The 19,198-nt window shown below is 34.8% G+C and carries 20 protein-coding genes; 4 read left to right on the top strand and 16 right to left on the bottom strand.

Translation table 11 applies throughout. The features are described 5' to 3' along the window. Positions 1 to 176 precede the first annotated feature (176 nt). Both XJ32_RS04630 and XJ32_RS04625 read left to right on the top strand, forming a co-directional pair. A complete protein-coding gene (locus XJ32_RS04630) occupies positions 177 to 986 on the top strand; it encodes an LPP20 family lipoprotein (protein ID WP_077388503.1) in 810 nt (269 codons plus the stop codon). Positions 987 to 1,040: 54 nt separating this feature from the next. After that, a complete protein-coding gene (locus XJ32_RS04625) occupies positions 1,041 to 1,721 on the top strand; it encodes an HP0838 family lipoprotein (RefSeq protein WP_005217292.1) in 681 nt (226 codons plus the stop codon). Between the two features lie 291 nt (positions 1,722 to 2,012). Here the strand turns inward: XJ32_RS04625 and XJ32_RS04620 are convergent, their stop codons facing one another. The 10 genes from XJ32_RS04620 to XJ32_RS04575 all read right to left on the bottom strand — a co-directional run bounded on the left by XJ32_RS04620 (position 2,013) and on the right by XJ32_RS04575 (position 11,747). Next, positions 2,013 to 2,555, bottom strand: coding sequence for a hypothetical protein (locus XJ32_RS04620; RefSeq protein ID WP_077388502.1), 543 nt, complete (start codon positions 2,553 to 2,555; stop codon positions 2,013 to 2,015). A gap of 15 nt (positions 2,556 to 2,570) precedes the next feature. Further along, positions 2,571 to 3,335 carry a tRNA pseudouridine(38-40) synthase TruA gene (gene truA / locus XJ32_RS04615; RefSeq protein WP_077388501.1) on the bottom strand — a complete coding sequence of 255 codons (765 nt, stop codon included), beginning with the start codon at positions 3,333 to 3,335 and terminating at the stop codon, positions 2,571 to 2,573. Next, the gene (locus tag XJ32_RS04610; RefSeq protein WP_077388500.1) at positions 3,335 to 4,354 is read right to left on the bottom strand and encodes an LptF/LptG family permease; all 1,020 of its coding nucleotides are present in this window, start codon (positions 4,352 to 4,354) and stop codon (positions 3,335 to 3,337) included. The genes truA and XJ32_RS04610 overlap by 1 nt, the downstream gene beginning before the upstream one ends. After that, positions 4,344 to 5,639 (bottom strand): prepilin peptidase, encoded by a 1,296-nt coding sequence (locus tag XJ32_RS04605; protein WP_077388499.1) that lies wholly within the window; start codon positions 5,637 to 5,639, stop codon positions 4,344 to 4,346. The genes XJ32_RS04610 and XJ32_RS04605 overlap by 11 nt, the downstream gene beginning before the upstream one ends. Positions 5,640 to 5,750: 111 nt before the next feature. Next, positions 5,751 to 6,746: a UDP-N-acetylglucosamine 4,6-dehydratase (inverting) gene (gene pseB / locus XJ32_RS04600; RefSeq protein WP_077388498.1), complete on the bottom strand. Its 996-nt coding sequence runs from the start codon at positions 6,744 to 6,746 to the stop codon at positions 5,751 to 5,753. A 9-nt stretch (positions 6,747 to 6,755) separates the two neighbouring features. Beyond that, positions 6,756 to 7,202, bottom strand: coding sequence for a hypothetical protein (locus XJ32_RS04595; RefSeq protein WP_077388497.1), 447 nt, complete (start codon positions 7,200 to 7,202; stop codon positions 6,756 to 6,758). Positions 7,203 to 7,217: 15 nt separating this feature from the next. Further along, complete coding sequence (locus tag XJ32_RS04590) at positions 7,218 to 7,946, bottom strand: tetratricopeptide repeat protein (protein WP_020995417.1); 729 nt, start codon at positions 7,944 to 7,946, stop codon at positions 7,218 to 7,220. Positions 7,947 to 8,184: 238 nt separating this feature from the next. Continuing rightward, the gene (locus XJ32_RS04585; RefSeq protein WP_077388496.1) at positions 8,185 to 8,442 is read right to left on the bottom strand and encodes a hypothetical protein; all 258 of its coding nucleotides are present in this window, start codon (positions 8,440 to 8,442) and stop codon (positions 8,185 to 8,187) included. Positions 8,443 to 8,453: 11 nt separating this feature from the next. Continuing rightward, positions 8,454 to 11,174 (bottom strand): hypothetical protein, encoded by a 2,721-nt coding sequence (locus tag XJ32_RS04580; protein ID WP_077388495.1) that lies wholly within the window; start codon positions 11,172 to 11,174, stop codon positions 8,454 to 8,456. 291 nt (positions 11,175 to 11,465) lie between these two features. Next, a complete protein-coding gene (locus XJ32_RS04575; RefSeq protein ID WP_020995377.1) occupies positions 11,466 to 11,747 on the bottom strand; it encodes a TM2 domain-containing protein in 282 nt (93 codons plus the stop codon). Positions 11,748 to 12,158: 411 nt separating this feature from the next. On the opposite strand from XJ32_RS04575, the gene gpmI reads away from it, so the two are divergent. Continuing rightward, entirely contained in the window at positions 12,159 to 13,688 is a 1,530-nt protein-coding gene (gpmI, locus tag XJ32_RS04570) for a 2,3-bisphosphoglycerate-independent phosphoglycerate mutase (protein ID WP_077388494.1), read from the top strand. A 106-nt stretch (positions 13,689 to 13,794) separates the two neighbouring features. Then, positions 13,795 to 14,307, top strand: a complete 513-nt coding sequence (locus XJ32_RS04565; RefSeq protein WP_077388493.1) for a hypothetical protein — start codon at positions 13,795 to 13,797, stop codon at positions 14,305 to 14,307. A gap of 132 nt (positions 14,308 to 14,439) precedes the next feature. On the opposite strand, the gene mrdA is transcribed toward XJ32_RS04565, so the two are convergent. The 6 genes from mrdA to purC form a co-directional block, all read right to left on the bottom strand. Next, complete coding sequence (mrdA, locus tag XJ32_RS04560) at positions 14,440 to 16,227, bottom strand: penicillin-binding protein 2 (protein ID WP_077388492.1); 1,788 nt, start codon at positions 16,225 to 16,227, stop codon at positions 14,440 to 14,442. A gap of 2 nt (positions 16,228 to 16,229) precedes the next feature. Further along, the gene (locus tag XJ32_RS04555) at positions 16,230 to 16,706 is read right to left on the bottom strand and encodes a hypothetical protein (protein WP_077388491.1); all 477 of its coding nucleotides are present in this window, start codon (positions 16,704 to 16,706) and stop codon (positions 16,230 to 16,232) included. Between the two features lie 141 nt (positions 16,707 to 16,847). After that, positions 16,848 to 17,255, bottom strand: a complete 408-nt coding sequence (locus tag XJ32_RS04550) for a hypothetical protein (RefSeq protein WP_254422484.1) — start codon at positions 17,253 to 17,255, stop codon at positions 16,848 to 16,850. Further along, entirely contained in the window at positions 17,188 to 17,472 is a 285-nt protein-coding gene (locus XJ32_RS12750; protein ID WP_254422483.1) for a hypothetical protein, read from the bottom strand. Before XJ32_RS12750 ends, XJ32_RS04550 begins: the two co-directional genes overlap by 68 nt. Positions 17,473 to 17,742: 270 nt before the next feature. Continuing rightward, positions 17,743 to 18,345, bottom strand: a complete 603-nt coding sequence (locus XJ32_RS04545) for a hypothetical protein (RefSeq protein WP_077388490.1) — start codon at positions 18,343 to 18,345, stop codon at positions 17,743 to 17,745. 3 nt (positions 18,346 to 18,348) lie between these two features. Continuing rightward, positions 18,349 to 19,122 carry a phosphoribosylaminoimidazolesuccinocarboxamide synthase gene (purC, locus tag XJ32_RS04540; RefSeq protein ID WP_077388489.1) on the bottom strand — a complete coding sequence of 258 codons (774 nt, stop codon included), beginning with the start codon at positions 19,120 to 19,122 and terminating at the stop codon, positions 18,349 to 18,351. Positions 19,123 to 19,198 lie beyond the last annotated feature (76 nt).

Raw genomic sequence — 19,198 nt, 5'->3', positions numbered from 1 at the left:
TCCATAAATATCTCACATCTTAAAGCACGACAAAACACACCCTAAAATGCGCATCTTATACAAAAAATCCAAAATATTTTTTATACTTTTATAGAAAATTTTATTTTGGCACACCTTTTGCTTCATACATGTCAAGTGCAAGGTTTGCACAAATACTCTTTTAATAAGGACATTATATGAAAAAGACAATTTTGGCGGCTTCAGTTATTTCTGTAGCTCTTTTAACTGGTTGTGTAGATAGCGGTTCAAGTGTAGATAATGCAGCTTTAGTTCCACCTGCAGCAGGTCCAGCTTTAGCACCTTTATCTGTGCCTACTTATCCACCTGTTGGCTATAATGCTAACCCTAGCCTTATGGCTTCAGCTCCTGTTGGCAATAGCGGCATTGTAGCACAGCCTACAACACCACCAGTAGCAGCTCCATCAGTGCAAACCGCATATCCAATGCAAGCAGGACCAGCAGTCCCACCATCACAATATGATTATAATCCAGCACCTCGCTATGATAGAGGCGATTATTCACGCAATACAAGAAGTGGTAGTGGTGGTTATGAGCAAGGCTTTGATAGATCAAATGCAAATAACTTTAGTGATATGAGAAAAGGGGCAAGTGATAGTGATATATCTGTTGGGATTCAAAACTCCCCATTACTAACACCAAATAATGTTATTGAGATTCAAGCGGTTGGTATGGGCGTAGCTCCAGAATCTACGGTATCTCCAGCACAAGCCCTAGCATTAGCAAAGCGTGCAGCAATCGTAGATGCGTATAGGCAAATCGGTGAAAAAATGTATGGTATCAGAATCAACGCAAACGATACAATCCGTGATGCAATCGCACAAAACTCAACTATCAAAGGCAGAGTGCAAGCTTTAATTAAAAATGCAGAAATCACAGAAACAGCATATAAAGATGGCTTGTGTCAAGTAAATATGGAAGTAAAACTTGATGGTAGAATCTGGCATCGTGTTTTGAATAATGGTTAATTTTCACATAGAATGTGCTAATATTACAGAATGCAAAAAATAAAAAGGTTTAGAATGTGTAAATTGCAAAGCGGTTTTGCCTATATCGCTAAGGGTTTTAGTGTATGTATTTTGGGATTTTTTATAGCGGCGTGTTCGTGGAAAAGCGACAAAGAGCTTACTAATCCAAAGAATCCAGATGGCATTTATGACCCTATGATGAATGGTGGCAGTGCAAACGCACAAGCTGAAAATGTATTCACACCGCAAGAGCAAGAGCCACAAAACCTTATCACAAGCAATGTAAAGCTGCTTTACATTAATACCGCACCTTTCAAGTTTTATGACTATGGGAGGCTTAATACCTATAAAAGCGGACTTGTGAAGTTAGAGCTTTTTAAATATGCACAAACTATCGGTAGTATTCGCATTAAAGCAGGGAGAATGTGTGTGCTTACAGAATGCAGCTATAAATGGCCTATCTCTAAGAAGTTTTTTGGGAAAGTGAGCTATGGCGATTTATTTGAAGACATTCTATTTGGACGAGATATATTTGGCGGCAAAGGGAAGCAAGTAGGTCCCAATGGAGTTTCGGTGCAAAGATTCCAACAATCAGGTGAAATGATTTACTATGAAAGAAAGCCGGGCCACACTTTGTTTAAAAATATGTCCACAGGAGTAACCATTGGGGTTGATGACTATACACCTTTATCGCCAGATAATGGCGTGCAAAACACACTCAAACTCCCGCAATAATTTCTTTTATAATCCGTGTCGATAACAAATGCGATACGATACTTTTACCTCGCTATGAAGTTATATCAAAAACTTTTGGTAAAAATATCATAAGAGTTACAGGACGAGCAGCTACTTTCAAAGCAAAATAAACATATTTCTTTTAATTCTTCTGTTTGCAGGTTAATCCGTTGGCTTACCCATAAGTTTATATTGTTCTTACAAGTATTCTATGTAGTTTTTAGATAAAATCTACATAGAATAAAGCAAATCCATAATAGATTGTTATTCTGCCATCCAAACATTCATAGACTACCCTTTATTATTATTCAAAGTATCATAAATCTTTTGTGAGAGTTCATTGAAAAGTAACTCTATTTGTCCGCTTAGGGCGGGGTTTGTTTGCTGGATAATCTCTTGCATTTTTTGCTGCTTTATAGCTTCTACTATGTCTTTATTTGTTGGGGTTTGTTTTGTTGTTTTAGAATCTTGTGTGTTGAGATTCTTTGTTTGAGGTGCTTTGTTGTATTTTAATTCATTTTGCTGCAATGTATGTATATCTTTTTGGAATATTTGGGCTTGTTTTGCATTGACATGGCTATAAAATTCATGGAGTTGGGAAAACATCTCATACACACTGCAAGGGATACGCAAGTCACTGCCAATCACACAAATGGGAATATGTGCGAATTTTTCCTTTGCAAGAGTAAAATCTGTGATGATGAAATCCGCCTTATCAATCGCACTCAAATGCCCCTTTAAATAGAATCCAAGCGATAGAGATAAAAAGACATTTTTACATGCTAAGTGGATTTTGACATCATCTTCTGCGATATTTTGCTGTAATTGTTGCATAGTCTTACCTTAAAATTAATATATAATGCGGTGCAGATATAGCCCGCAAGCTGGGGCTAACTCTCGCACACATAGGCTTTTTTCTAGTGTTGTATCATTTTGTATTTGACGCACTAGATTTTGAAGTGTAATTCTACCTAAACTAAACTCAAAACAAGCTTTAAGCATAATTCTTACTTGCGAACGCAAAAAGCCATTTGCCCCAATATGTGCTACAAAACACGAAATATTATGAATCTTTGTGGGGAAAATATGTGCTTTTACAATCGTGCGTATAAAATCTTTTGTTTCACTGCCATTCTTTTTAAAAAGTGAAAAATCATGTGTGCCGATAAACTCATTAAGGGCAGTTTGTAAGAGTGAAATATCGCCATGTCTTACTTTTGCAATATAGTTGCTATAAAAGGGCAGCAATTCAGCTTGTGTGAAAACATAGCGATAAATCCGCAATCTAGCACTAAATCTCGCATGAAAGTTAGAATCTGCGATAAAGATTCTCTTAATTAAAACAAATGGATATAATCTATCATTGAGTAGTTTTTTCATCTTTTCTAAAGGCATGTATAGCTTTGCGTGAAAATTAATCACTTGATTTGTCGCATGCACATCTTTATCTGTGCGACCACTGCCAATAATTTTTGCTTTTATGCCAATCTTTTGCAAAGTAAGCTCAAAAAAATTAGCCACACTTAACACACCTTTTGTATGCTTTTGATGACTGAAGCCACAAAACTTTGAGCCATCATAAGCGATAATGCAAACAATATTTTGAAGTCCCATCAATAAAATCGCTTAATATATTTTTTATATAGATAATATCCCGCAAGAAGCCATACAAGCGGTAACAATAGGCTTAAAGCAGGGAAATTCATAGATAACACATACATAGCCAAAAGATAAAAGCTCCCGCTACCTAAGACATAAAAATACGCATAGTTTTTATGGAATCTAGGATTTTTAATCCCAAAAAAGAGTATCAAAAATATGCTTACGAGTGGAAATAAAGAAGTGCAAAATGATTGTGAGAATCTTTTTAGCTGCTTATAATCACCCTGAAACGCACTCGCCCAATATGTAAAGACATTATAATCGCTATCTTGCGTGCCATCAAGGAAATTCCGCACAATCATTTCTTTAAACTCTATCTTTTGTAAGAAATCCTTATCATTAAAATACGCATCACCATCATATAGCACAAGCTCTAATATGCCCTGCCTATTCTCAATTTTACCTGTTTTTGCGATGATAAAATTATCTTTTATCTGTTCTGTCGTGTTTGCATATAGCACAAGCCCATGAAAGACATTCTTATCTTTAGAATCAATATATACAAGCCAATCGCCAATCTTTTGTCCGAAATCACCGGGCTTTAAATCGATATTAATCTCATTTTTTTTAAGGCTTATGAAATCTTTATATGCCTGTTTAGAATTAGGCGTCATCACAAATGAAAACATACAAAGCACAAAGCTAACCAACACACACAAGGGCAGTAAAATGCGTATAATATCCTTAGGACTTACACCAAGTGAGAAGAAGACTAGCATTTCAGATTCATAAGAAAGCTTACTTAACCCCAAAATACATGCACTATAAAAAGTAAGGGCAATCACAAAAAAGGTATTTGCTGGAATGCCATAGAGATAAAGCTGCATTAAGTCAATCATGCTTAATCTTACCCCATTTGTAAGCATGGCGATGTTTAATAAAAGAATGATAGAAGCGATGAAAAATAACACAAAAAAGAATGGAAAAAACATTTCGCCAATCGAGCGTAATACATATTTTTTAAGCAACATGATAAGCACTCACACATAAAAAGCTAAGTGAAAGAAAGGGGATAAATGGAATTTGTTTTATTGCTAAATTATTGGATTTAGATTCTATATTATTTTCTGTTTGATTATGTGCTGATGTGTTTTGTGTGGAATTTTTGGAATCTAGATTTTCAATCGCTTGAATAGCAGCAGGATTATTGGATTCTAGAATCTTGTCATTTTGAGCCTTTGAAAAAGGCGAAATATTTTTTTTCAAATCTTTTATAGAATCTAAGCCCTGCCTAGATTTTATGCTAGATACTTTGCTTTGCTCGGTATGACAATTTTTAGATTCTAGATTCTCTACCAAATCTAGGTGGGTGCAGGGTTTAGGGTGCATTTTTTTAGATTCTAGGTTCTCAACCGCTTGAATGTATGCGGGGCTTTGAGATGGTTCTTGTGTAGAATCTGGATTCTTATCCAAATGGGCGGGTGCAGGGTGTAAGGGTGCAAACTTTATAGAATCTAGATTCTGTTTTGTGTTGTCTATATGGTTTTTAGAATCTAGAATCTTGTCATTTTTGCAAGTGTGGGCAAAATCCTTGCGGATTGTGCGAGCCGAAGGCGAAAAATCCCTTATGTCATTTAGTTTAGATATTTCATCACACTCAATAGAATCTACATTATCACATTTAACATTATAGCCACTAGACCGCACTCTCTTTAATCTCCATACATTAAAATAAGAATATACAATACCCATTAAAGAAGCCACACATAACATTTCAAAAATAAAGCTTATTTGATAGGCAAAAAAAGATTCTAAAATAACAGCAAGACTAGCGATAATCCACACATCACCCTCACCTAAATATTGCCGACTACCCACTAAATGCAACATAAAATACACCCCATACACAACACCTAAAACACCAAAAGCATACAAATCATACAATTCATGTGTTACATAATAAAGAATATTAGCACAAATAAAGAGAATAGCAAGCAATATATTTGGCACTTTTTGCGTATAAAAATCAAGCACACTTAATATATGTAAAAGCACAAAGCCCATAAGACAACAAAGGGCTACAAATATAGAATCTTGTGTATATAGCATATCTATATAGATAGCCCCATTTATACAATACAAACCCATAATATACGCAAATACCACATAAATACAAATTAGCATATAATGCAACATAGCATATCTCACTATCTTATAAGACACACCAAGCCCTGCTAAAAAAAATCCAAGCATAACACGCCACAACACAAAGCAAAGCAATATGCCTACACAAAGATATAAAATATTAGTAAGCATACTTTTCCTTTATGTTTTTAGGGTAATAGCGTTTATGCACCTTACGCCCTACATTTGCTTAAATCAATAGTTTCATGTCTATTTATAGAATCTAAGCAAATCACACTCAATCTAAGATAGCCTAGCAAGTTCTTGCAATAACTCTGCTTTAGTAAGCCATTGTGTATTTGTGTTACTTGCATAAGTGAAATGTGGTGGGACGGGTTTGCCTTTTTCATTTAAAAGTGTAGTTGTATAATCAATTGGTGTTTGGAACATAATGCTAGGTGATATAATAAAAAAGTCATCAAACTCATAAGAGAGATGAGAATCATCTTCCCCTATCATTACTTCATGTAGCTTTTCCCCCGCTCTTTTGCCGATAATCTTAAAACTCGCATTTGGTGCGATAGCATGTGCTAGGTCCGTAATTTTAATGCTCTTAATCTTTGGGATAAAGATCTCGCCACCTTGCATTCTAGCTAGATTCTTAATCACAAACTGCACGCCCATATCAAGCGAGATAAAAAACCTTGTCATATCTACATCAGTGATTGGTAGCTCAGCTGCTCCCTCACTCACAAGTTTGCGGAAAAATGGCACGACACTGCCACGACTACCGATAACATTGCCATAACGCACAACGCTAAATTTCGCTGGATTATCGCCCTTAATATTATTCGCACTGATAAAGAGTTTATCACTGCAAAGTTTTGTAGCACCATAGAGATTTATGGGATTTGCGGCTTTATCTGTTGAGAGAGCGATGATATGCTTCACACCTGTTTTTAGACATGCTTCAATGACATTACTTGCACCATGAATGTTTGTCTTGATACATTCCATAGGATTGTATTCAGCGATTGGGACATGCTTTAAGGCAGCTGCGTGTATGCAGATATCCACATCTTTTAATGCAGATTCCAATCGTTGTAAATCCCGCACATCACCTAGAAAATACCGCATACATTTATCATTATAGATTTGAGCCATTTCATATTGCTTTAACTCATCGCGGCTATATACAATTAGCCTTTTTGGCTTGTAGAGTTTCAGCACGATTTCTACAAACTTCTTGCCAAAACTGCCTGTGCCACCTGTAATCAGTATGCTTTTATCATTTAACATTATATCCCCTTACATTTGATTTTTACAGAATCTTGCTACATCATTGCGACTTTGAAATAACGCTTTTTTATTCCATTCTAGTGTAAAAAGGATTTGTTGTTCCTTCTCATCTAGATTCTTAAAATTTTTACAAAACTTTTGCATATTATTGCTTAACGCATGATATTCATCGGTTGTGATTGTAAAAATGTCGTCTTTTTGCATGTCTTTCGCTTCTTTTATATGTGTGTTTGTGCCTTCTTGTGCTTGTTTTCTTATTTGTTGTTGCATAAGTTTAAAGTTGTGATTTTGTATTTTTTCAAGTATTGTGAGTGCTTTATACAAGCTTTTCGCACAATCACATAGCGTAGCGTTTGTCTCACTGCATGGAATCTTTACATAAGACTCAATATCTTTTGCAAAGATTGTATAAGAAAATGTGCTACATAAAAGAAGTATGAAAAATCGTATATACATCAAATCTCTTTAGGATTATAAAAACTCATTATACGCATCACATGCTTCAGAATTCCCTAAATCACATGATTTGCTATATAATTCTTTTGCTTTTTTTAGATTAAGTTCTGCCCCAACGCCTGTGCGATAATATCCTGCAAGTTGATAGCAAGCCTGTGCGTTTTTGAAATCACATGAGCGAGTAAGTAACCCAAATCCTTGCTTTGGATTTTTCTTAATGCCTTTACCACTTTCATAGAGATTCCATGCTTCAAAACATGCAGTAGCATTATCGCCATTACATGCGATTTGCCTTGCATTTAGGGCTTTTTGTCGTTGATTATGCAAAAGATAGATTTGTGCGTAAGCCCTGCAAACCTCGGTGCTATTGAGATTGCATTGCTTTGAGTTTTTATCCGCAAATGCTAAGGCTTGAGCACACATTGCTTTGTTGTTATTTACGCATTGTGTTAGCATTTCTCTAAATTTATCATCGATTTTATAGGTTTGCTGACGGCTTTTGGAGGTAACTAACTGCTCATTTCTTGGTGGCGTATCTTGCACGCCCGTTAGCTCATCTACGCGAAGTTCATCTAGGGTATCAAAACTTTTTTCTTTTTTAGAATCTGTGGTCTTCATACCACCACTTGGCGTATCTGGTCCTATGCGTATGACTTCAACCGGGGGCAAGTTTTCTGTGTCTTGTGCATTTGCAATACAAAATCCAAAGCAACATAGAAACATACTATATAATAAAGTTTTCATACACACCTCACATCGCGAAATAGCAGGAATTATAACATAAAATAAAGGATATATAAAAATACATTGTGGAAACTAAAAATCTAGTAAAGATTTAAAGTTATTTGGATTAATGGCAAGGTGATAAAAAAAAGGGGGGGGGGGGTTATAAATCTTAATACACATGCTTTAGGCTTAGGTTGAAGTATGCGTATTTGTGAAGATTTGTATTAGAATCTTTAAAGTGAAAAACAATCAAGCCTTATTGGGATTTAAGCCAATTATAAAAATCTTCAAAGTTATTAAACAAAAGTTTTACTTTTTTGTCAGTATCTGGGCGTTTTTTATCATCAAACTTTCTTTTTAGCTCCCCAATCTCTTTAAACTCATCGGTTTGTGAGAGTGCCTCTGCTTCTTCTTCGGTTATGTTTAGTCGTTTTGAAACGATTTGCTTTCCACGCTCAAAGTGTGTATCACTTACGATTTTAACATATTGCTTAATCAATTCTTGTGTATCCATGGTTTTGCTCCTTAGTTTAGTTTTACTTCAAGCATTTTGAGTGTTTTTGCATCCACTTTTTCCTTGCACTTTTTTCTGCCGCTTTTAAACATTTTTTTATCACATCGTTCATACTCCTTAATGTGGTTTTCAAATATGGGTGCAATATCCTTATTTGCATCATTTATGAAAGTTTGCAACTTGGCTTCATCTTTATACCAAGGGTTTTTAATGGTGCTTTCATAATCTGTATAAGGATATTTTTTCTCCATTGTAGCCCATTCTTTCATCAAAATTGTATCAACAACACGCTCAATCTCGATGCCATAAAGAGAGCGATAACGCCAATTTTCTTCAAATACTCTTTCTTGTCTATATGATACTTCCTTATCAAGTGTTTCTTTTAAGGCACACCATGCTAATTGTTTATATAGTGGTGTATTTTCTATTTCAGCTTTTGTGGTATAAGAGTTGCCATCATAGTCATAATATTTTTTATCTAAAAGTTCTGCGTATTCTCCACCTGACATACATTCATCAAACTTTTCATAATCTGTAATTATTTGGTCTTTAAATACAAATGCTTTTAATGCTTCTATTCTAGCAAGTTCATCTGCCTTCTGTGCTTCTATTTTAGCAAATTCAGCATTCACACATTGCACTAGTTTTTTGTATAGTGGTTCTTCGCTTATCTTGTAGTCATCGTCTTCATAATATTTTTTATCTAAAAGCCCTGCGTATTCTCCACCCCATGAAGTCGCTTTCTTTTTTGCTCCATCATCACTTAGACTCATACATTTATTAAAATAATGAGATAGTTTCTCTTTGTCTTCGTTATATGCGATGTCTCCACTTTTAAATATAAACTCTCTTAACAACTCAATCTTTTCAAGCTTATCTGCTTCTTGTTGTTTCTTTACTGCCTCTTCGTATTCTTTAGCACTTAAATAGACTTTTTTATCTTTTAGTAGCTCTTCTAGCTTTTTAAGATTTGTCTCCATAGATTCATAGAGAAATGAAAAATGACTTATCTCTTTATTATAAAAATATAAAAAATTACCAACGCTAGGCACTATACCAATACGCTCAATACGATAATAATTAGAATACCTACCTTTTACCAGCCAAATATAGAATAATCCTTTAGTGATTCTATCCATTCCGGGTTTATTATAGTCTTTAATCAAGCCTAGCTTGGCATATCTATTAAACTTTTCCCATAGTGTATCTGCTAGCCGATAAAGCTCTTTTTTGTATGTATCATCTTCATATCTATTTTTCATTCTCTCTAGTTCCCATTTGACTATATCTCTATTCATCTCTAGCTCTAAAGTAGCAAGAGATTTTATACATTTCTGCTCAGTGGGAGTATAGTCTTGCTTATAAGCAGTGTAATCTTCATATGCAGTGTATGACATCCCTAAGATATCTTTCTTTCTTACTTCTTTTGTTCTTTTTTCTGTGATAAAAGTCCCGCAGACTTGTTTTACGCGTTTTTCTAATTCTTCGTATCCAAGCCAAAAATTAGGGTTATCATAAAAAATAACCTGAGAATAATGTCTATAATCTATTTCTCCCCAGCCACCATTTGAGTCACCTCCCTTTAATCCACTTTCATATAAAAGTGGGGTCAACGCCACTTTAAATAAAAGCTTAGAGGTCTCACTCTTTATTCCAGCCTTTTGTATCTCTAATGCCATTTTAGAGTCAAAACGCTTACTTATAAATTCTGCTTTGTTTTTATAATACTCTTCATTTTCTTTTGCTTCATAATACTTATCATTCTCATCAGACTCATTAAGACTTTCTTCATCTTGTCCTTTCTCTTCAATATCTTGCTTTTTCTTTACTGCTTCTTCGTAGTCTTTAGCACTCAAATAGACTTCTTTTTTCCTAAGTAGTCTTTCTAACTTTTTAAGATTTGTTTCCATAGAGTTGTAGAGAAATGAAAAATATCCTTTAAGTTGATATTCATAAAACCAAAAAAACCCATCAATGCTATCTAGATAATTTTCGGATCCCACTACCCCGATATAGAATAATCCTTTAGTGATTCTATCCATTCCGGGTTTATTATAGTCTTTAATCAAGCCTAGCTTGGCATATCTATTAAACTTTTCCCATAGTGTATCTGCTAGCTGATAAAGCTCTTTCCGATAAGACCCTCTCAATACTTCACTGCGTATATCTGTCTCCCCATCATTTTTTATTCTCTCTAGTTTCCAATTGACTATATCTCTATTCATCTCTAGCTCTAAAGTAGCAAGAGATTTGATACATTTCTGCTCGGCGGGAGTATAGTTTTGCTTATGGATAATGTAATCATTATTTGCAGTGTATTGTCGCCCAGTAAAATCTTTTTTAACTTCTTGTCTTGTCTCTTCTTCTGTAATGAGAGTCCCGCAGACTTTTTTCACACGCTTTTCTAATTCCTCATATCTAAACCAAAAATTAGAGTTATTTTTTTTAGATACCAAAAGATAATTAGAATAATGTATATAATCTATTTCTCCCCAGCCACCATTTGAGTCATCTCCCTCTAATCCACTTTCATATAAAAGTGGTGTCAATGCGACTTTAAATAAAAGCTTAGAAGTCTCACTCTTTATTCCAGCCTCTTGTATCTCTAATGCCATTTTAGAATCAAAATTTTTCTCAATAAATGCTGCCTTATTCTTAAAATACTCACTCTCAGCCTCATCACCATAAACCACACATACACATAGCCATAATGTCAATATAAACTTTTTCATACTTTTCTCATCTCTTTTATATCTGTCAAACTCAATGCTTAAAATTTACTATATTTGCTAATTAGCCTTATTATAAGCTTTGCTTTATAGAATCTACTTGCCTTGCATTCTTTATCATAATGCTAATAGGCACAAGAAAACGCTAATGAAGTGTATTCCCCCACTCTCTTATACATATCTTTGAAAACCCTGCAAAAGAGCTTTCAAAGATATGGTAGAAGAATCAAATTCTCCTGCATTTTCCACATAAACGCACCACTTTCACACTCGCTAGGAAGCTCTTAAAGTAGATTAAGAATTAGCCGTAGCCACAGCCATAAGCTCAAGTGATTCTATATGCTTATTATTTGAGTTAATCCCCATAGGCACAATAAACCAATCAATAACATACCAAATCCCAAGCCCACCAAGCGTAAAAAGCTTAAGCAAACCCAGTCCTATCTCGCCTTTGTAGAATCTATCTATACCCCAAAATCCAAGAAAGAAACTTAAGAAAAACCCAAGTAAAGGCGATTTCTTTTTCCCTGCTTTTTGGACAATCGCATTTGCTGCGATGCCTTTTGTATCTGCCATAACAACTCCTTGTAAAATATTCTGCAATCAATGCAGAATGAAACCCTACAAAAAAAAAAAAACAAATAGTAAATAAATAGAAAACATACAGAAATATTTTTTAAATTATAAATCTTTATACACATTTTGCTTTACATAAGGTTTTATGCGTTCTAGTAGTTTTTGTATTTATTTTGGATTCTATGCTAGATGTTTCGCTACGCTCAAAATGACAAACCAATGGTTTGGAATCTAAAAATGATATTTCACCTTTTTTTATAATGCTTAATATGACAGGATTTTTGAGTGTCGCTAAAGTGTTTTACGCAGATATAGAAAGTAAATAATCCAAATAGGGCTTATAGATATTATATTTTTTGTTATAATCTTACTTTATTGTTTGAGAATCTAGCTTCACAAAAAGGAAAAAGAATGAAAAAAGTAGTCCTTATCATTACAGATGGCATTGGGCATAGTGAAAAGACAGAGTATAACGCCTTTTTTCATGCGAAAAAGCCGCATTATGACTATCTCTTTAAGCATGTCCCGCATTCACTCATTAGCACTTATGGCTTGAGTGTGGGATTACCAGAAGGACAGATAGGAAACTCTGAGGTAGGACACATGAGTTTAGGCAGTGGGCGTATCCTTTATCAAGATTTAGTAAAAATTAATAATGCCCTGCAAGATAAAAGCATAGAATCTAATAAGGCATTAAATAGCATACTAGATTCTATACAAACCTTGCATTTATGCGTATTAGCAAGTGATGGCGGGGTGCATTCACACCTTAATCATTTAAAGGGTTTAGCCCTATTAGCAAAAGAGAGACAAAAAAGAGTTTTATTGCATTTAATCACAGATGGCAGAGATGTAAAGCCTCAAAGCTTTCTTTCCTATTTAGAATCTTTGCAAGAGATTCTATGTGATAGCATACAGATAGCTAGTGTTTGCGGAAGATTCTATGCGATGGATAGGGATAAAAGGTGGGATAGGGTGCAATGTGCCTTTGAAGTCCTTGCCTATGGGGATAATCCGCAGACTTGCAGTATAGAATCCTACATACAAAAGCATTATGATGAGGGCGTATTTGATGAGTTTATAAAGCCTGCTAGCTTTAATGGCTATAAGGGTTTTAAGGCATATAATAGCGATAATACTCAAAATTTTATCAATGAAACTAATCTAGATTCTAACACAGAGGGCTTTATCTTTGTAAATTATCGCAGTGATAGGGCTAGAGAGATTATTGCGAGTTTGGGGCTAAGGGATTTTAGTGAATTTCCTAGAAAGTTTTTCCCTAATCTTTTCATAGGCTGTATGTGTGAGTATGATGAGAGTTTCCCTTTTCCTATACTTTTTCCAAAAGATAAGGTGCAAAATACCATTGCTGAGATTCTAAGTAAAAGAGGGCTAAAACAAGCCCATGTCGCAGAGACAGAGAAATACGCGCATGTAACATTCTTTTTCAATGGTGGCAGGGAAGAAGAATGGGCGGGTGAAACAAGGCTTTTAGTAGCATCACCAAAGGTGAAAACCTATGATTTACAGCCAGAGATGAGTGCTAGAGAAGTAGGTGAAGGCGTGTGTGATTTTATTAATAAAGATTATGATTTTATCGTGGTGAATTTTGCTAATGGCGATATGGTGGGACATACAGGCAATTTTGAAGCAGCGATAAAAGCTGTTGAAGCGGTCGATAGCGAAATCGCAAAGATATGGAATCTTGCCAAGCAAAAAGGATATAGCATAGTAATGACAAGCGATCATGGCAATTGCGAAGAAATGAAAGATGCCAATCTCAAACCGCTAACAAATCACACGCTAGGCGATGTCTTTTGCTTTGTAGATTCTAATGGCATAGATTCTATACAAAATGGCGCGTTAAGCAATATCGCCCCAAGTATCTTAAAGCTTATGGAGATACCTATCCCAAGCGAGATGGATATGCCGTTGTTTTAGGCTTTTTATTATGTTAGATTCTGTAATATTTAGGTGTAATTTAGGGTTAAAATGCAGAAACTTCTACTAGTATTTTAGTTAGATTCTAAATTTATAAAGGATAGATATGCGTAAATTGTTTATATTAGCGTTTTGTTGCATGAGTATTGTATATGCAGGTTTGAAAGAGGATATTGAAGAGAAGTTTAATGAGTGTATGAGTGCGAGTGATTATGCTATGCACGATAAATGTGATGATGAAAAAGCTGGGTGTTATTTATCGCAAGATGAGTATGGAATGCCAAAATATAAAAGCTACACAGAGAAAGAATATTGCTTTAGCGAATTTTCAAAAAAGTATGCAGATATTTTAATGAAGCAATGTGAAAATAAAAAGAAAGATGAGTGTAAAAAAATAGCACATATTATAGTTAATGTTTATGGTGTTAATAGTGTCGATTCTGCCGAAGATTCAAAAAATCTAAAATCAGCAATCAATAATCTTTTAACGCTTTGCTCTAGCACTGAATGCTATGAGATAGCAGAAATCTTTGGCTTAACACATAAAATATCGCAACCATTTTTAGAAAAAGCATGTAAGGAAAATGTAGATGATGCCTGCTATGCAATCGGCAAATAAGATTGTTTGGAGTTAATATTAAAATAAAAAATGCGAATCTCTAGCAACAAAGGAGATTCTACAAAAAAGCCAACATTTTTCTTTCATAAGAATTTTATGAGAAGCGAATAATCTTTTATATCTGGCTTTTAATCACACATACCCAAATTCACGCAAGGCGTTTGCAAGCTGCACGAGTAATGGACCACCACGACCTCCACTTCCACCATGCTCTATTAAGATAGTAATCACATATTTTGGATTCTCATAAGGTAAAAAGGCAGTAATCCAGCTTTGCGATCTATGCCAATATTCCATATCAGCTTCCCTTTTTCTTTTTATTGCATCTTGTGCGATACCTACGACTTGTGCTGTCCCTGTTTTACATGCAAGTTTTACTTGTGTGCCTTGTGTTACACGATATGCCGTGCCAGATGGATCGGAACAGACTTGATACATGCCAAGTCTTAAGGCGGGTAGCTTTGAGTGCTCAAACTTTGTTAATACATCTTTTATAGGCATATTTGTTGGCTTACCACCTAATTCTTTAGCAAAATGCGGTGTTACAAGCTTACCACTTGCAATAAGGGCGGTATATCGTGCCACTTGCATAGGTGTGGATAGAAATGAGCCTTGCCCTATGGAAGTAACAATCGTATCGCCTACATACCATTGTTGTGCATAGTTTCTCATTTTCCATTCTGGTGTGGGGAAGATTCCAGAGTTTTCATAAGGCAAATCAACTCCTGTTTTTTGCCCAAATCCCATTTTATTCATCACAATGGCTAGATTATTTATCCCCGCGATTTGTGCGAGTTTGTAGAAATACACATCAACACTTTCTCTAATCGCCCTATACACATCAGAGCTACCATGTCCGCCTGCTTTCCAATCGCGAAATTTATGTTTATTGACTTCAATATATGGGGGTGTAGAAATGATTGTCTTTTCTGTGGTATCGGTAAATTCCAAAAATGCTAATGCCATACCCATTTTGATAACAGATCCCGGTGGATACTGACCGCTAATAAGCTTATTAATAAGTGGTTTATAGGGATTTTCTAGTAAGTCTTTATATTTTTTATGTGAGATTCCACCGACAAAGTCATTAATATTATATTCTGGATAGCTTCCTGCGGCAAGTATCTCGCCATTATGTGCGTCCATGATAATACCCGCACCATTATGCTCACTAAATACAGAATCAAGCCGCTCTTGCAAACGCATATCAAGACTTATTTTCATATCATTATTGCTTGTAGCGGGCTTTTCATCGATTAGTCGTAATTGCTGATTAAGGCTATTTACCTGTATGACTTTTTCGCCAAGCTGCCCTTGTAAAAATTCATTATATTGCTTTTCAATGCCTTGCTTACCGATAATCTTTGTGTATCGTGAAACACGATCATTTTCTCTATCACGCACATCACTTGCCCCGATATAGCCTATAACATGTGCGGCTGATGCGTTATTTGGATAGTATCGCTTAGTGGTTGGGGTTACAATAATATTATTTTCTTGTATCATAGCTGGATATATAATCTGCATTTGTGCGTAAGATACAAAGTCTATAAGCGTAACTGGTGTGCGGCGATAAATGCTATTAAATTTTTTATAAGTTTCTAATAACTCTTCTTTATCTATATCAATGATATGAGAAGCGATAAAGTCAATGCTTTTTTCTAGCTCTTCATTACTCAAGCGATTACGCAATGATAGAGTAAAGCCTAGCTTATTTATCGCTAAAGGCTCGTTATTCCTATCAAGTATTTGCCCTCTTGTTGGCACAAGGATTTCTGTTTTAATCGTATTTGCAACTGATAGTTTATCATAGTATTCATGCCTAGCAACAGCAAGTATATAAAGCTTTATAATAATAATGGCGAAGACAACACCAAAAATAGCATATAGAATCCGAAAGCTTTGCGGTATATTTTTCATCATCACTCTTTAATAGCAAGGTAGTAATATATTAATGCGATTATACAATCCACTATAAGATAATACATATAGATTGTTGAAAAGGATAACATAGGTGTTTTAAACAAAACATTACATAATAATAAACCCGCAAAATAAAGCAAATATAAAGAACACACATAAACAAGCACAAAAGGTGCGTTTATAAGCACAATAGATTCTAACTGCTCTGCTACAAAGAATCTAACGATAAAAAACACGCAAGGGATAACTCCCACAAGTAAGGTTTTATCAAACTCATAGAAAAATAAGCATATAAGAACAATCGTTGAGATATAAAACTTCTCATCATTATAATGCTTATGAAATATAAGAAATAACACGCCCATAAGCGGTGGCAGAATAGGATAAATATCGCTCATCATAACATAGAATAAATAGGCTATGATACCTAAAACAATAAATGTTATATGCTTTGTCTTTGTTCTTTTATAAGTCATTGTTTATACTCTTTTTATCCGCAATTATACATCATTACTATTTTAAGTGCAATATTTTTTAAGTGATATTTTTAATTGACTAGATTCTATTTGTTTAGATTTTATAATGCTAAAATATTAAGATTTCATAGCTAACAAATATTAGAAAAAAGTCCAAACAAAGTTTAAGCTATGGATTGTCCCTAAATCTAAATCATTATGTCCGCCATAGATATTTGCACGATAGGTAATATCGGTATTGACTAAAAGTGGACTTATTTTTAATAAGCCCAAACCCACTTCAATATATGCTCCATTTGCTTTGAGATTATGTTTCTCGCTAAAGTTTGCTCCGACACCAATTATAAGGTGAATTAAACCCAAACCACTAAAACTACTAAATTCATCAGGGTGGATATATAGCACTCCGCCCACAGAGTGAGTGGGAGCATAAGTGTCCATATAAAGATATTTAAGCCTTGCTCCAAAGCCTACTTCATAATCAGTAAAAGGAATAAGGTGCGGCAGGTTTGAAATAGTAAGTGCTATACCTATACTCAAAATCCACAAAGAAATTCCACCCTACACTAGCACCAATGATTCCGCCAAATCTATCTTTAGCTACTTTATTTGAATCTATCTTGTTTAAATCTGTGCTAAAGCCATAGTGAAATGAAGCTATTTGAAATACATTTCCTATTGCATGTGGAAATTTCTCCAATCCACCTTCAGCCCTTAAGCTCCCACATATCATAATGCTAAGTAGAAAGATTCTTAATAGTCTCATTATTTTACCCCTTAAAAATGATTTGCTTACAAGGTGTTCGTAAGCAAAGTTTATTATATTATTATATATTTAAGATTCTTGTGATATTGAGTATAAGCAAACATCTAAAACTTAAAGTCTAAATTAGATGTTTCATCTTTTTTGTAATGCTTAGTTATACAAGCGATTGCGTTAGGTTTTAGAATCTCAACCATTTGGGTGGGTGCAATATAGCAAGAATTTAAAATCTTTTAGTAAAAATAGATTCTATAAAAACAGAATCTATACAAGCTATTGCGTAACGCGTGCTTTTGTAGGCGTATCAAGTCTAATCCTATCGCCCTTTTCATTATAGACTTTACGCCATTGATTTTGAAACTCTACATTTTTGTTTGAAAAGTAGTCAATCCATGCTTCCTCACATGTCTGCTTATCTACAAAGACAATATGCGGTCTAGGCATAGTCCAGCCATTTTTCATACTGCCTTTAATGCAATAAATCTCGCCCTCCATAGGTGTAAATAGCACATAGCTTGTAGCCTCTGTCTTTGCCATAAGGGCGATAGGATAGCCAGCCTCAACATCAGCTAAAAAGGTCTTACCCATTGCCATATAGCCAAGTGAATCTTGATAGTTCTTATAGCTTGGACGCCCTTTAGAATCTGTCTTTGGCTGATGCTCAATCCGCAAGGTATAGCCTAGATATGAACCGACATGATTATTCTCCCTATACACATAGATTCTTGCTTTACCGTGTGGTGGGTCTTGCAATACAAAACTACCATCACTCACAAAGCCGATTTCCTTACTCTTTGCAAGTGGGACAAGCTGACGATTGATAGAACATGCAGTAAAGCTAAAAATACATAATATAAAAAAGATATAAAAACGCATATTTTACTTAATCTCTGTGAGACGAGACAACACTTCTTTATAAGCACTTGTTACATTGCCTAGATTTTGACGGAAAATATCTTTATCCATCTTTTTATTTGTTGCCTTATCCCATAAACGGCAACTATCAGGGCTTATCTCATCAGCAAGTAAAATATTCTTATTAGAATCTCTGCCAAACTCAAGCTTAAAGTCAATCAGTCGCAATGAAGCCTTATCAAAATACTCTTTCAACATCTCATTCACCTGCAATGCTAACTCTTTAAGTTTTGCTATCTCATCAGTGTTTGCAAGTCCCATTAAAAGACAATGAGAATCTGTAATAATAGGATCATTCAAAGCATCATCTTTATAATAAAACTCTACAAGCGGGGCTTTAAGCGGCGTGTCTTTTATGTCTAAAGATTCTTGAATGCCTAGTCTTTTACTCAAACTCCCAGTAGCAATATTTCGCACCACAACTTCAATGGGGATAATCTCTAAGCTCTTGCATAGCATATATGTATCTTGCAAGGTTTGTATAAAGTGAGTTTTTATCCCCTTAGATTCTAAAAGTGTAAAAATCTGCGTTGAGATTTGACAATTTAGGCTGCCTTTGCCCTCTTCGCTACTTTTTTTCTGTGCGTTAAATGCTGTTAAATCATCTTTAAACGCCGCAAGCAAAGTATTCTCCAATGTCGTTTTATACAGCTTTTTTCCTTTGCCCTCATAAAGCAAATTTGCTTCTACAAGATTTTCTTGCAAAAAGTCTTTTTCTTGTGTTACTACATTTTTCATAAGTATTTCTCCTTAAGGTTTTTATATTTTATTTGCATTTTAGAATCTAGACTGAATCTTATAGCCACTCAAGTAT

The sequence above is a fragment of the Helicobacter bilis genome, from assembly GCF_001999985.1.
GTDB lineage: Bacteria > Campylobacterota > Campylobacteria > Campylobacterales > Helicobacteraceae > Helicobacter_A > Helicobacter_A rappini.
Note: the sequence above shows the minus strand (reverse complement) of the source record. Positions and strands in the feature narration are given on the sequence as shown.

Coding starts and splice junctions, on each gene's coding strand:
- XJ32_RS04630 (WP_077388503.1), top strand. CDS start 177: ATGAAAAAGACAATTTTGGCGGCTTCAGTTATTTCTGTAGCTCTTTTA.
- XJ32_RS04625 (WP_005217292.1), top strand. CDS start 1,041: ATGTGTAAATTGCAAAGCGGTTTTGCCTATATCGCTAAGGGTTTTAGT.
- XJ32_RS04620 (WP_077388502.1), bottom strand. CDS start 2,555: ATGCAACAATTACAGCAAAATATCGCAGAAGATGATGTCAAAATCCAC.
- truA (WP_077388501.1), bottom strand. CDS start 3,335: ATGGGACTTCAAAATATTGTTTGCATTATCGCTTATGATGGCTCAAAG.
- XJ32_RS04610 (WP_077388500.1), bottom strand. CDS start 4,354: ATGTTGCTTAAAAAATATGTATTACGCTCGATTGGCGAAATGTTTTTT.
- XJ32_RS04605 (WP_077388499.1), bottom strand. CDS start 5,639: ATGCTTACTAATATTTTATATCTTTGTGTAGGCATATTGCTTTGCTTT.
- pseB (WP_077388498.1), bottom strand. CDS start 6,746: ATGTTAAATGATAAAAGCATACTGATTACAGGTGGCACAGGCAGTTTT.
- XJ32_RS04595 (WP_077388497.1), bottom strand. CDS start 7,202: ATGTATATACGATTTTTCATACTTCTTTTATGTAGCACATTTTCTTAT.
- XJ32_RS04590 (WP_020995417.1), bottom strand. CDS start 7,946: ATGAAAACTTTATTATATAGTATGTTTCTATGTTGCTTTGGATTTTGT.
- XJ32_RS04585 (WP_077388496.1), bottom strand. CDS start 8,442: ATGGATACACAAGAATTGATTAAGCAATATGTTAAAATCGTAAGTGAT.
- XJ32_RS04580 (WP_077388495.1), bottom strand. CDS start 11,174: ATGAAAAAGTTTATATTGACATTATGGCTATGTGTATGTGTGGTTTAT.
- XJ32_RS04575 (WP_020995377.1), bottom strand. CDS start 11,747: ATGGCAGATACAAAAGGCATCGCAGCAAATGCGATTGTCCAAAAAGCA.
- gpmI (WP_077388494.1), top strand. CDS start 12,159: ATGAAAAAAGTAGTCCTTATCATTACAGATGGCATTGGGCATAGTGAA.
- XJ32_RS04565 (WP_077388493.1), top strand. CDS start 13,795: ATGCGTAAATTGTTTATATTAGCGTTTTGTTGCATGAGTATTGTATAT.
- mrdA (WP_077388492.1), bottom strand. CDS start 16,227: ATGAAAAATATACCGCAAAGCTTTCGGATTCTATATGCTATTTTTGGT.
- XJ32_RS04555 (WP_077388491.1), bottom strand. CDS start 16,706: ATGACTTATAAAAGAACAAAGACAAAGCATATAACATTTATTGTTTTA.
- XJ32_RS12750 (WP_254422483.1), bottom strand. CDS start 17,472: ATGAGACTATTAAGAATCTTTCTACTTAGCATTATGATATGTGGGAGC.
- XJ32_RS04545 (WP_077388490.1), bottom strand. CDS start 18,345: ATGCGTTTTTATATCTTTTTTATATTATGTATTTTTAGCTTTACTGCA.
- purC (WP_077388489.1), bottom strand. CDS start 19,122: ATGAAAAATGTAGTAACACAAGAAAAAGACTTTTTGCAAGAAAATCTT.